A 12,554-nucleotide genomic window follows, 5' to 3' on the forward strand; every position below is an offset into this window, starting at 1 on the left:
AGATTAGTGAGATGCTCTTCTTTTTTCAATCACTTTTGATGTTGAGAGTGGGGTAACATTAATGTTTTATATAGAATTTCAGAAAACACGTAAATTTTAAAAGCAGCGCTATATTTATGGGGGTAAAAACCAGATATAACAACGGCATACCATTAATAGAGCATTCACCTTTTATAGTATTCATTAGCGTTACACTTGGTGTGTTAATCTAAGAAAAAACTGAAGAGATATCGATGCTAGCAAATGCTAATAACCCGCAACCAAAGAACAAGCCAAATTTCTTAAGCCGTATAATAAGTGTACTAATAAGGGCTGCGGTACTACTGCTGCTATTGTTCATATTTGATAAGCTATTACCTAGCATCAGCCAACAAACACAGTCGTTTGTGATGGCTAAGTGGCAGCAGCTTAGTCTATTGCAGCAAGAGCTACCAACAGAAGATAGCTTGCCCAGTCCGCTACCGAAGCAGCATCTGACTGATACTTGGGGCGGAGCGCGTAGCCAAGGTCGCACGCATGAAGGTATTGATATTTTTGCGCCGCGAGGCACACCGATACAAGCAACCACCCAAGGTATCGTTAGTAAAGTTGGTGAGAATACGTTAGGTGGACGCGTGGTGATGATCGTTGGACCAGGCGGTGCAGGACATTATTATGCACATCTAGAAGATTATGCCGATATTGCTCCCAATGATTGGGTCAATGCGGGCGATATCGTTGGTTACGTCGGCGACAGCGGCAATGCTAAAGGCACACCAACCCACGTCCATTACGGAATTTATATTAATGGCAGCGCGGTTAACCCCTATCCTTTATTACGAAAACCTGAAAGCTAGCTTTTGGGCTTCTAAAAGCTTAAACCTCTAATAAAAAGTTTAATGGCCCATCGTTAACACTCATTACTTGCATATCAGCACCGAACTGACCGGTAGCCACATTGGGATGCTGGGTATGTGCATAAGCAATTAACTGCTCAAACAATACTTGTGCAGCATCGGGTGCCATCGCACCGCCAAAATCAGGACGACGACCTTTATCGGTTTTTGCCATCAAGGTAAATTGCGATACCAATAATAACCCGCCTGCCACTTGCTGCACATTTTTATCCAATTTACCGACCTTAGCAGGATCCTCCTGATTTTCAAAAATACGATAGGTAAGGATTTTATCGATCATGCGCTGGGCACTTTGTAGCGTATCGTCGGGCCCTAGTCCAATATAGGCCAATACGCCCTGCTCAATAGCGCCGACACAATGCTTGTCAACAGTGACACTAGCGTGATGCACGCGTTGTATAAGTGCTCTCATTTACCGACTCCTTACAGATTATGGTCATACAATAATATGCGGTCCATGATAAAATACCGCCAATCATTAACCTATTTTTGCTCTCACTTTTTCCATCTTTGTCGCTGTTTTATTCATTTTTTTATATTCACATTCTCATCTTGGTAGCCTTGTTATGAATTTATTTACCACCCTTCAACAGTTTGTTCCGCAGCAGCAATTAAGTAAAGTCGCTGGGCGTTTGGCTGCCAGCCGTCATCCTTACGTCAAACGTACTTTTATTCGCAGTTTTGCTAAGGCTTACAACGTCAGCTTGGATGAATACGAGCGCCAAAGCTTCAACGCTTACGAAAGCTTCAACGACTTTTTTACCCGCGAACTAAAAGACGATGCTCGTACCATTGATAACAGCGCCAACGGTATTGTCAGCCCTGCAGATGGTATTATCTCGCAACTAGGGCAAATCCACGACCACAAACTGCTCCAAGCCAAAGGGCGTCATTACGACATCGGACAGTTACTTGCGGATAGCGAAGATGGGCATTATTTTGCGGATGGAAGCTTTGCCACAGTTTATCTTGCGCCCAGTAATTATCACCGTGTCCATATGCCATTCGCAGGCACGTTGACCAAAACTCGCTATGTGCCTGGCACGCTATTTTCGGTAAATAATACCACAGCGGCTAACGTGCCTGATTTGTTTGCCCGTAATGAGCGCTTGGTCTGTTTGTTTGATACAGAGTATGGCAAAGCGGCAGTGGTGATGGTTGGCGCGATGATTGTTGCTGGTATCGAAACGGTGGCGACCGGTAAGATTATCCGTACTGACGATATCCAAGAAGCAGAACATAGTATGAGCTTTGAAAAAGGCGATGAACTTGGACGTTTTTATTTAGGCTCGACCGCTATTGTCGTGCTGCCAAAAGCGGCGAAAGCCGACTGGCAAGACAGCATGCAAGCCAATAGTATGGTAAAAATGGGACAGCTATTGGGTGCGACTAATAATAAATAAGCCCGCTGTTTAAAGTCGAAAATATACGCCCAGTTAAGTATTAATCATTATGCTTAACTGGGCTTTTTAAACTAATATCGAAAATGCTTGTGGATAGGATAAGCAAACAAGATGTTTTCTTCCTGTGTACCACGCCCGATGTTATGAATAATCAGCGGTGTGCCATCATCAGCGGCTTTATTGGAGACGATACCCATGTGCGGCAAATTACCTTCTGGTAGTCGCCACGTCACCACATCGCCTGCTTGAAAGCTGTCCTTATCAGTAATCGATAATGTTTGCCCATGACGTGTAAAAAATACTTCAAGATTGGGCACACGGCGGTGATCAATATTTTTATCGGTTGATTTCAGGCCCCAATTTTTTGGGTAATCGGACCAATTTGATTTCATGTCGTGATTGACCAGTTGCTGCAAATCAATATTTTGCAGGCGATAAGCACGTACGACGACATCGGTACAGACGCCAGTATCTATTGGTACATCGCCACGGGGGAAGTCCAGCTTACGATAAGTAGGATCATAGCTGGTGGTCACGCCAATTTGCTTTTTGGCATCGTGCACCAATTTGCTACCATCACTGACAGGATCAGCAGCTTGTGCTAATTGTGCCACGCCTAATACACTGATAAAGGCGAGCGATTGACATAGTGTTTTATAAGCGACAGATATTCTCATATTTTGATCCCAAATTTTTTGACCTCACTATAGATGCTTTAGCACATGAAAATAATGGGTGATTTGTAAACAGCTAAAAGCTATAAAGTGATTTTTATTTATTTAGGCATCAATCAACCAGCCTTGCTGGGTTGCATAGTCAATCTGTTTTGATAGCCAAACATGGATGGTAGGAAAGCTGTCTTTAATAAACTCCAGCACACGGATCACTTGCGAGCGTGTCACATCATGTTCAGACCATGTTTTCCCGCCCGTATTTAGATTTAACAAAAATGGTAAAATTCGATCAACTACTCTCAGCAGTTCAGCCTCTTTACTGCTGCCCGTTTCTTGCGCTTCCCAAACCTCACTTAAGTTATTGATACCATTGCCGCGCTCGGCTTGCAGTCGAGCGATGCCCTCGCGTTCTTCAGCATGAGCGTCATCTCGACTATTGGCAAACAAAAACGTATCCCCCGCATCAACTTCACCTAAGTCATGTATCAGTGCCATCTTCAATAGTTGCTCATAATTAACATCCAGCTCAAACTGTTCAGCGATTGACCAGCAGGCCATTGCCAAATGCCACGAATGCTCAGCGGAGTTCTCCAACCGAGTAGTGCCCGTCACATAACTGCGGCGATTGACTCGTTTGAGGGCGTCGAGCTCTAATAAAAAATGGGTCACATCATCTATATCAATAGTTGATGTAGGATTTGGGTTGATTAATGACGCGTGACTGGTTAAAGACATATTGTTCTCTGATTTGGTCTGCAAGTTTATAGCGCTTTATCTTATCTTTACGCGCAAGTGATCATGATATATTTTATCAGTGTACGAGCAGCCGATGGCAGAATTTAACACAGACGCTTTTTTTAATTATTATCACAGCTAAAAAAATAGCGCCTATTTTATTAAGCACTATCTCTTTTAAGCTTATTGAAAAACGACTACTTAATTAAATTACTAATGGTTTTAAAAGCAGGATCTTTGCTGCTACGACATAGCTCAAACAGGATAGTTTCAACCGTGGTAATAACTCCGCCTGCGCGGCGAATACGGCGAATGGCTTGTTTTTTATCATAAGGAAAGCGCGAACCGACGGCATCGCCAATAATGACGGGCTGCATACCATTATCAAGCAAATCAAGCGCCGTTTGTAGTACGCAAACATGCGCCTCCACACCAAACAATAAAACAATGCTTCTATTTTGCTGAGCAAGATGGTTCCATGAATCGTCATTATCACAAGCACTAAACGTGACTTTCTCGAAGCCTTTGGCGTTCTCATCTTCTAATATTTCACGTATCTCAGGCAAGGTATCGCCCAGACCTTTTTTATATTGCTCATTGAGCATGATAGGCACACCAAGTGCTTGCAGACCTTTGATAAGCGTCACTGTTTTTTTTAAAATATTCTCATGGTCATAGATATGCGGCGTTAGGCGCTCTTGGATATCGATAACCATTGCTTGGGTATTTTCTCGGGCGATTCGATAGGTACGATCAGTAATCATAGTAGACATGGCACACTCCTTGTACGGCTGACTTTATTGTTAAAGGCTACTTTAGTTTTATCATAGATATTGTCGTTATTAGCCTTACACTCATTTAGTCACAGTTTACTGAGCCCGTCAATGGAGATAGTCTTTAATAATGATTAATAACGTCTGTTTTTAATTAATCAAAGCAAAAGCCCCTAATCATCATGACTAGGGGCTTTTATTAATACTGTAAGACTAAAGATTTACTAAGACGCTACACACGCTCAATCACGGTAGCAATACCTTGGCCAAGACCAATACACATGGTCGCTAGACCGATTTCAGTATCTGATTGCTCCATGGCATTTAGCAAAGTAACGGTGATACGCGCACCAGAACAGCCTAGTGGATGACCCAAAGCAATCGCGCCACCGTTGATGTTGACGATGTCTTGCTTATCGGTCAAGTTCATGGCTTTAAGTACTGATAAGCTTTGCGCGGCAAAGGCTTCGTTTAGCTCGATGGTTTGCATATCATCGATGCTCATGCCAGCACGCTTAAGTGCTTTTTGCGTCGCAGGAACAGGACCATAACCCATGATAGCGGCGTCACAACCAGCAACAGCCATGCTGCGAATACGAGCACGAGGCTTAAGACCTAAGTCCTTGGCTTTTTGCGCGCTCATAACCAGCATCGCTGATGCACCATCAGACAGTGCAGATGAGGTTGCAGCCGTTACCGTACCGCCTACTGGATCAAAGGCTGGGCGTAGCTTTTGCATTTGCTCCATCGTCGCATCTGGACGAATCACTTCATCGACAGTACATAGTTGCAAGCGACCTGCGGCATCATGACCTTCGATACCGATGATTTCATTGTCAAAACGACCTTCAGTGGTGGCAGCCCATGCACGGCGATGTGACTCAAGACCAAAGGCGTCTTGCTCTTCGCGGCTGATGTTATTCATACGACCCAGCATTTCAGCAGTCAAGCCCATCATGTTTGAGGCTTTTGCATAATGCTTTGATGCTTCTGGGTTAAGATCAACACCATGCATCATGCCAACGTGACCCATGTGCTCAACACCACCGATGATGAACACTTCACCTTGATTGGTCATGATTTGGGCAGCGGCAGTATGTAGCGCCTGCATAGATGAGCCGCATAAACGGTTAACGGTTTGACCACCAGCGGTCTTAGGGATATCAGCAAGTAAACCGATGTTTCGACCGATGTTCAAGCCTTGCTCTAAGGTTTGGTTGACACAGCCCCAGATGATGTCTTCTACGTCACGTGGGTCAAAGTCGTTGCGCTCAACCAATGCACGTACCAATTCAGCAGACATGCTATCAGCGCGAACATGACGGAACATACCGTTTTTAGATTTTCCCATCGCTGAGCGTACGCCATCCACGATGACCACGTCTTTTGGACTTAAAGTTGTCATACTATCTTCCTTTTCAATTTTTATTGTCAGTGTAGTCAGTGCATTTCAATGCTATTACCTCGTCAATCTTGCTTAAAGTACAATACGTACATCTACGCTCGATTTCCTTGTATTAGCCCTAAATGAAACTGACTATAATCGTACGTCTGCTATTAAAGATTTGTTATTGAAGAACAGTGCCATTAAATATAAATACTTTAATTGCTATCACTCTCAACAGCAAACGTACTGCACTTCATCCTAGTAATGACTGCCCATTACGCTGTTGCGTAAAAGGTCTCGCCTGCTGCTGCCATATCGCGAATCTTCTGCGGGGCTTCATAGGCTTTGCCAAGGTGCGCGTATTTTTCACATAATGCCAAGTAGTTATCTAGACCCATTTGGTCGATATAACGGCAAGGACCACCGCGGAATGGTGGGAAACCAACGCCCATAATCATCGCCATATCCGCCTCAGATGGCGTGCTGACGATGTTGTCTTCTAGGCAACGTACCGTTTCATTACAGAAAGCCAGCATGGTACGATCGATGATTGCTTGATCATCAAATTCTTGCTTGTCGCTATCTGTAGTGGCTTTCAATAGCTCATAAGTGGCTTCATCAGCAACTTTCTTAGGCTTACCGCGCTTGTCTGTTTCGTACTTATAGAACCCAACGCCGTTTTTCTGACCTAGGCGCTCGTTCTCATATAAATGCTCAATCGCACCTTTATAGTCAGGCTTCATACGGTCAGGGAAACCTTCAGCCATGACTTCTGCACCATGAACGCCCGTATCTAGACCAACGACGTCGATGAGATAAGCAGGACCCATTGGCCAGCCGAATTTCTCCATGACTTTATCGACATGGACGAAATCAGCGCCTTCTTTTAATAACAAGTCAAAAGCACCAAAGTATGGGAACAACACACGGTTTACTAAGAAACCTGGGCAGTCGTTAACGACAACGGGCACTTTACCCATTTTAGAGGCTAGTGCAACCGTGGTCGCAATCGCTTCGTCTGATGATTTTTCACCGCGGATAACTTCTACTAATGGCATACGGTGTACTGGGTTAAAGAAGTGCATACCGACGAAGTTTTCTGGACGCTCAAGTGCTTCTGCTAAATAAGTAATAGAAATCGTTGAGGTGTTTGACGCTAGGATACAATCGTCTTTGACCAAGCCTTCTACTTCTTTTAGTACCGAACGCTTGACGTTTGGATTTTCTACTACGGCTTCGATGACGATATCTGTTTCAGAAAAGTCACCATAGTTAAGCGTTGGACGGATACGGCTTAAAGTCTCACCCATTTTTGCTGGGGTCATTTTTTTACGTTCGACCATTTTGCTTAATAGCTTGCTGGCTTCGCCCATACCAAGTTCTAATTGCTCAGACTTGATGTCTTTCATAATGATTGGCAAGCCTTTGCTGGCTGCTTGATAAGCAATGCCGCCACCCATGATACCAGCGCCCAATACCGCCGCTTCATTGATTTCATGTGCTTTTTTGCTGTGTTGCTTGGCTAGCTTTTTAACCAACTGATCGCTTAAGAATAAACCAACCAAGCTTTCTGCTTGTGGGGTTTTCGCAGCTTTAGCGAAACCAGCCGCTTCTACCTCGATTGCTTTGTCACGTGGCAGGTTAACGTGTTTTTCGATAGCAGCGATAGCAAGTGCTGGCGCAGGATATTGCTTCGGATTGGCTTTGGCAAAGATCATACCTTTTGCACTGTTAAATGCCATCGCTTGCTCAAGCTGATTTAATTTAACTGGATTCAGCTTCTCTTCACGCTTCGCTTGCCAATCAAGCTCACCTGAGATACATTTTTTGACCAAATCAATGGCAGCATCTTGCAAATCATCAGCAGCAACGGTCGCATCGACCAAGCCTAATTTCAATGCATCGAGCGGTTTTTTTGGCTTACCCGTCGCTATAAGTTCAAGGGCATTGTCAATACCGATAACACGGGTACTACGCACTGTACCGCCAAAACCTGGGAAGATACCCAGTTGAGTTTCTGGTAGACCGATGATGGCTTTGTCGCTCATGACACGGTATTCACAAACCAAAGTCATCTCACAACCACCGCCAAGCGCCGCGCCATTGATGGCCGCTACTTTCGGGAAAGGCAGATCTTCAAAACGGTTAAAAGCGTCATTGATACCGACGACCCAGTCTTTAATCTCACTTTCTGGCTTCTTAAAAGAAGCTACAAATTCTGTAATGTCCGCACCAGCGATAAACACGCCTTTACTTGAAGTGACAATTAAGCCCTTAACGTCATCAGCTTTTTCTAAGGCACTAACCGCTTCGCCAAATTGCTTATTGGTCTCAGCATCAAACTTATTCACGCTCTCATTTTCGGCGTTGTATTGCATGTTGGCGATGCCATCCTCTAGCATTGTCACCGTAATGCGATTTCCTTGGTATACCATTTGAAACTCCTTGCTATATAACGAAAGCTACGTTTTAGAATTAAAAGAAAAGCTTTAACTCTAAAGTGCCTAGCCAGTTATTGTTAGTAAAACGAGTAATAACACCGCCAATATACTACCTTATAAAGTCAGTATAGATTGAGCAGTGAAGAGGTTTTTATTATCCAGCGTTCATATTTATATATTCACGTTCTATGCTCAATATTACCGCATTAGCACAAATAAATAGGACGCTTTATTTATATACTGTTGTTTCAGTTACTGATAGTTATACTGATACTGTTACTGTTACTTGAGTCAAAACCTTGAATCAGAATCGGTGTTGTATGAATTTTTCGCTTAGACAATCCGTACGAAAAGTCATTTTTTTAGCACCAAATCATTTTCACGCCAATTAGTGTAGGGGATTATGCCCCCGACTGTCACAAGCTAATACCATACTCGCAAGTCACTCTTAAATCAGCAGCAGCCCTTTACCTTGTTACTCAGGTACTTTAGGTGACTGCCTGCATACTCAATTTATAATCTGTAAATCAGCGACTTAAAGACGTCGGTTAGCCATCATCAATCTCTTAACGCTCCACCTTATCAAAACATATTCGGCCCCTAAGTTAAATCGCCAATACGTAACGAGGGCTTGTTACATTATTTCGTGCTGCGTTTAACAGGAAACTTCTGATTTTTAACATCAAGCTTTAAAAAATTGGCCATTAACGATACGGGCGGCATAAGCAACATAACCTATCATGCTACACTAACGATATTTTATTATTCACCTAATAGATGGTTGAGTTATGACTGTTTCCTCTACACCAAGCGTTATGCCTCTTAGCTTTATGTCTTTTGATAGCACCGAGCAGTTTCATCATGCTGTGCGCACGCAATTGGCGCAAGATATTGACGTATTATTTGCTTACGCTGAGCTGCCAAGCCCGCTGATTGATGCCTGCCGCTATGTCATGACTGGACAAGGTAAGTTGGTACGTCCCCTATTAGTAGCTAGTGCCTTTGCTAGTGTGAATGATTATCGTGGTGTTAAAGATAACGATAAAGGCAGCAATAAAGAGACGGATATAAACGATAATTTAGCGTCATTATTGGAGAATGACTCCGATTTTGATATGTATCGTCGTGCGGCGTTGGCGGTGGAGCTACTGCATACCTACTCGTTGGTGCATGATGATTTGCCGTGTATGGATGACGATGAGCTGCGTCGTGGGCAGCCAACCGCCCATATCGTCTTTGACGAATCGACCGCGCTGCTGGCAGGCGATGTACTGCAAACGTTAGCGTTTGAGGTATTAACGGCAGAGATGCCAACCTTTGCACCTTTTGATTCAGCTATCGCCAGCCAACTATTTGCCATCTTTGCGCCGCGAGCAAGGCGTATGGTCTCCGGTCAAATGCTGGATCTTAATGCCGAAGCCAGTAATAGCATCACGCAAGCCAATTTAGAAGCCATCCACCGTGATAAAACCGGTGCATTGATTGAGGCGGCGATGCTGATGGGTGGTATTTGTGCTGGTGCTACCGCTCCGCAGCGTATGGCGCTACAAGATTGCGCCCAGAATATCGGTCTTGCCTTTCAAGTACAGGACGATATCTTAGATGTCACCACTAGCACAGATGCGCTAGGCAAGCCTGCGGGCAGCGATGAAAAATTAGACAAATCTACCTATGTGAAATTAATGGGCGTTAATGAGGCGACTAACTACGCGCAATCGCTATTCAATGACGGACGCGCAGCAATCAGTCGTGAGCTTGGCGATAACCCAGACAGCGACGCGCTATTGGCACTGATTGAATGGCTATGGTCGCGGAAGAAATAATATAGTCGACGCAATGTAGAAACGATATAGCGTGACTGGGATGCTGGCTCTTAGAACATAGGTTTTGTAGCCCCTGTCGGCGTAGCGGCGTAGGCACAGCAAGCCAGAAAAATTTATACCAGTCACGCACCATAAACCATGTATATGTTTTATTTAATCAACAAAAATAGCAAAGAGTGGTCAACATGGACAGAACCCCTACTCCGCGTATTTACCTCGGCACTGGCGGTTACAGCGATACCGACTTATTGGGCACGCTGTATCCCACTGGCACCAAAAAGACGGATTTTTTACGCGAGTACGCCAAACAATACGGTGCGGTAGAAATCAATAGCAGCTTCTATGCGCCCATCGGACAAAAAGCCTTTGCAGGTATGGTCAATAAGGCCTATGTGCAAGCAGACAGTGAGTTGAAGTTCGCGGTTAAGCTGCATCAAGACTTTACTCATGCACGTAAAGGCACTGCCGAACACGCCCAAGCATTTCTCACCGCCCTCACGCCACTTATCGAAGCTGATTGTCTAGCGCCACTATTATTACAATTCCCACACGGCTTTGATCGTACCCGCGAGCATCGTCTCTATCTTGCCAATCTGGTCAGTTGGTTTAAAGATTATCCATTAGCGATTGAGTTTCGACACAATGCTTGGCACACACCGCAAGTGGTTGATAGCTTTATCGAGCAAGGTCTAATTTGGTGCAGCGTCGATTATCCTAAAGTCAGCGGTCTACCACCGTCACGGCTGATATTTACCGAGCGCACCGGCTATCTACGGATGCATGGTAACAATCTAAACTGGTGGGATGCCATGAGCGCGGCTGATCGCCATGATTATCGCTATAGCGAAGCTGAGATGCAGGATTGGGCACAAGCGATTGCCAATCAGCGTCAGCATTTTGATACGCTGTATATCTTCTTTCAAAATACCGTCAATGCGCATGCTTATTATAATATTGCGATGTTAAGGGAGGCGTTGACGGCGCATAAATTTAACGTTTTATAAACTCGCAAGTAAAATTTTTGTTGTGGGTTACGGCTTTATTCCAACAAATAGTCGTGCAAAAACACAATATTAAATAATGAAAAATAGATTACAAATTATTCGCGTAGAGTGATTTATCACTTTCAAAGATACTAATAAAAATTTAATTGATATTTGTTTGTCTGTCTCTCTGTTTAACTAGGCTTGAGTTCAGTTTTTTAACAACTTTAAGGCGATATCATGGTGGCTTATATAACAGTAGGTAGTACAACCACTCACGGCGGCAAAGTTATTACGGGTTCACTGCATACGACTCACAATGGCGTTCAAGTATCGCGTAAAGGCGATAAAGTTATTTGCAAGAAATGTAAAAAATTGACGACTATTCTTACAGGTGACCCCTCATTTACTGTTGATGGTGCGCCCATCGCTCGCGGTGGTGATGTCACCAGTTGCGGTGCTAAACTGATTGCAATTCAGCAGTCGTTCTGTGAGTCGGATTTTGAAGTTTTTGGAGTTGAGCAGCCAGCGCCAAGGTTCGAACAACCTGCCCCTTTACAGTTTCCTAAATCAGACACAGATAGTTTGCTAGTCTAAAAGCTTCTGACGAAGAAATTTATGAAGTCGAGATGTCTGATAAGAAGTTAGACGCTTGGCGCGAGGATGCTGTTGCAGAAGGTTTAGAAAATGGATTACTTGTCAAAAGCGTGTCTGGAAAACTGCTAGGTGTTGGCGAATATTATAGAGCAAATGGCAACTATAAAATGGCGTATCAACTAACTAAAACACCAGTAACTGATTATATTACAACAACGCCACTTGCTAGTGAGGCAGGAAAAATTGGCAAAATAGTGGATAAAACAGGTAAAATTCAGGATGGAATTAATATTATTTCTGAAATTGGACCTATTAAAGCTGATTTGGGTAAAATTGGTGTAGATGATTGGCTTGGTAGTGGAAATGAAGGTATAAAATTAAGTGAGCTCGACAAAATATATGAAAAAACATTCGTTAAGTTGTTTGGAAAAGATATGAAATATCCTAATAATATTTTAACGGAATCAGAATACATCAAGTTAGAGACATCTTATCAAAATAGTTTAAGTGCTGAACAGAAAAAAGCAGATGCTATCTATCATCCGTCTTCAGCTCATAAGAACATTGAAGCAATTGATGAAAAAGCTAGAAAAAGTATTGTTTCATTTGTTGAAGTAGGTGGTAAGTTGAATAATGACACTATACCAGTTGCCAACAGAGATGAAATTAATAAAGCAATCAAAAATGGTCAGGGCAAAGGGTTAGTTCAAGAGGTTGTCGAAAAAACTCAAGGATTGAAGCAACTGAAAGATTTCTATGATAACTGGTAATGAGACAATCAATTATGGGTGGTGTATCAAAAAGTATGCTGGAGTAATAAAAGAAGGGTGACAGCCGAAGCA

The 12,554-nt window shown here is 43.5% G+C and carries 12 protein-coding genes; 6 read left to right on the plus strand and 6 right to left on the minus strand.

Features of this window, described 5'->3' with window-relative positions; translation table 11 throughout:
• The first annotated feature begins 233 nt into the window (after positions 1-233).
• The gene (locus tag EI161_RS10760; RefSeq protein ID WP_192524610.1) at positions 234-836 is read left to right on the plus strand and encodes a M23 family metallopeptidase; all 603 of its coding nucleotides are present in this window, start codon (positions 234-236) and stop codon (positions 834-836) included.
• Between the two features lie 19 nt (positions 837-855).
• Here the strand turns inward: EI161_RS10760 and dtd are convergent, their stop codons facing one another.
• On the minus strand, positions 856-1,308 hold the full coding sequence (dtd, locus tag EI161_RS10765) for a D-aminoacyl-tRNA deacylase (protein WP_192524611.1): 453 nt from the start codon (positions 1,306-1,308) through the stop codon (positions 856-858).
• A gap of 154 nt (positions 1,309-1,462) precedes the next feature.
• Between dtd and asd the strand changes: the two genes are divergently transcribed.
• Positions 1,463-2,299 carry an archaetidylserine decarboxylase gene (gene asd / locus EI161_RS10770; RefSeq protein ID WP_192524612.1) on the plus strand — a complete coding sequence of 279 codons (837 nt, stop codon included), beginning with the start codon at positions 1,463-1,465 and terminating at the stop codon, positions 2,297-2,299.
• Between the two features lie 71 nt (positions 2,300-2,370).
• Here asd and EI161_RS10775 read toward each other — a convergent pair whose 3' ends face one another.
• The 5 genes from EI161_RS10775 to fadB all read right to left on the minus strand — a co-directional run bounded on the left by EI161_RS10775 (position 2,371) and on the right by fadB (position 8,303).
• Positions 2,371-2,976 (minus strand): DUF1287 domain-containing protein, encoded by a 606-nt coding sequence (locus EI161_RS10775; RefSeq protein WP_192524613.1) that lies wholly within the window; start codon positions 2,974-2,976, stop codon positions 2,371-2,373.
• A 102-nt stretch (positions 2,977-3,078) separates the two neighbouring features.
• Entirely contained in the window at positions 3,079-3,708 is a 630-nt protein-coding gene (locus tag EI161_RS10780) for an HD domain-containing protein (protein ID WP_192524614.1), read from the minus strand.
• A 197-nt stretch (positions 3,709-3,905) separates the two neighbouring features.
• Positions 3,906-4,481 carry an isochorismatase family protein gene (locus tag EI161_RS10785; protein ID WP_192524615.1) on the minus strand — a complete coding sequence of 192 codons (576 nt, stop codon included), beginning with the start codon at positions 4,479-4,481 and terminating at the stop codon, positions 3,906-3,908.
• Between the two features lie 232 nt (positions 4,482-4,713).
• Positions 4,714-5,886 (minus strand): acetyl-CoA C-acyltransferase FadA, encoded by a 1,173-nt coding sequence (fadA, locus tag EI161_RS10790; RefSeq protein WP_192524616.1) that lies wholly within the window; start codon positions 5,884-5,886, stop codon positions 4,714-4,716.
• Between the two features lie 257 nt (positions 5,887-6,143).
• The gene (gene fadB / locus EI161_RS10795) at positions 6,144-8,303 is read right to left on the minus strand and encodes a fatty acid oxidation complex subunit alpha FadB (RefSeq protein ID WP_192524617.1); all 2,160 of its coding nucleotides are present in this window, start codon (positions 8,301-8,303) and stop codon (positions 6,144-6,146) included.
• A 794-nt stretch (positions 8,304-9,097) separates the two neighbouring features.
• Between fadB and EI161_RS10800 the strand changes: the two genes are divergently transcribed.
• The 4 genes from EI161_RS10800 to EI161_RS10815 all read left to right on the plus strand — a co-directional run bounded on the left by EI161_RS10800 (position 9,098) and on the right by EI161_RS10815 (position 12,482).
• Positions 9,098-10,132, plus strand: a complete 1,035-nt coding sequence (locus tag EI161_RS10800) for a polyprenyl synthetase family protein (RefSeq protein ID WP_192524756.1) — start codon at positions 9,098-9,100, stop codon at positions 10,130-10,132.
• 185 nt (positions 10,133-10,317) lie between these two features.
• On the plus strand, positions 10,318-11,136 hold the full coding sequence (locus tag EI161_RS10805; protein WP_192524757.1) for a DUF72 domain-containing protein: 819 nt from the start codon (positions 10,318-10,320) through the stop codon (positions 11,134-11,136).
• A gap of 219 nt (positions 11,137-11,355) precedes the next feature.
• Positions 11,356-11,712, plus strand: a complete 357-nt coding sequence (locus tag EI161_RS10810) for a PAAR domain-containing protein (RefSeq protein ID WP_192524758.1) — start codon at positions 11,356-11,358, stop codon at positions 11,710-11,712.
• 32 nt (positions 11,713-11,744) lie between these two features.
• On the plus strand, positions 11,745-12,482 hold the full coding sequence (locus EI161_RS10815; RefSeq protein WP_192524759.1) for a hypothetical protein: 738 nt from the start codon (positions 11,745-11,747) through the stop codon (positions 12,480-12,482).
• Positions 12,483-12,554 lie beyond the last annotated feature (72 nt).

Source organism: Psychrobacter sp. FME5 (genome assembly GCF_014861375.1).
In the GTDB taxonomy this organism is placed as follows: Bacteria; Pseudomonadota; Gammaproteobacteria; order Pseudomonadales; family Moraxellaceae; genus Psychrobacter.

Coding starts and splice junctions, on each gene's coding strand:
- fadB (WP_192524617.1), bottom strand. CDS start 8,303: ATGGTATACCAAGGAAATCGCATTACGGTGACAATGCTAGAGGATGGC.
- EI161_RS10815 (WP_192524759.1), top strand. CDS start 11,745: ATGTCTGATAAGAAGTTAGACGCTTGGCGCGAGGATGCTGTTGCAGAA.
- EI161_RS10800 (WP_192524756.1), top strand. CDS start 9,098: ATGACTGTTTCCTCTACACCAAGCGTTATGCCTCTTAGCTTTATGTCT.
- EI161_RS10785 (WP_192524615.1), bottom strand. CDS start 4,481: ATGTCTACTATGATTACTGATCGTACCTATCGAATCGCCCGAGAAAAT.
- EI161_RS10780 (WP_192524614.1), bottom strand. CDS start 3,708: ATGTCTTTAACCAGTCACGCGTCATTAATCAACCCAAATCCTACATCA.
- asd (WP_192524612.1), top strand. CDS start 1,463: ATGAATTTATTTACCACCCTTCAACAGTTTGTTCCGCAGCAGCAATTA.
- dtd (WP_192524611.1), bottom strand. CDS start 1,308: ATGAGAGCACTTATACAACGCGTGCATCACGCTAGTGTCACTGTTGAC.
- EI161_RS10760 (WP_192524610.1), top strand. CDS start 234: ATGCTAGCAAATGCTAATAACCCGCAACCAAAGAACAAGCCAAATTTC.
- EI161_RS10775 (WP_192524613.1), bottom strand. CDS start 2,976: ATGAGAATATCTGTCGCTTATAAAACACTATGTCAATCGCTCGCCTTT.
- EI161_RS10805 (WP_192524757.1), top strand. CDS start 10,318: ATGGACAGAACCCCTACTCCGCGTATTTACCTCGGCACTGGCGGTTAC.
- fadA (WP_192524616.1), bottom strand. CDS start 5,886: ATGACAACTTTAAGTCCAAAAGACGTGGTCATCGTGGATGGCGTACGC.
- EI161_RS10810 (WP_192524758.1), top strand. CDS start 11,356: ATGGTGGCTTATATAACAGTAGGTAGTACAACCACTCACGGCGGCAAA.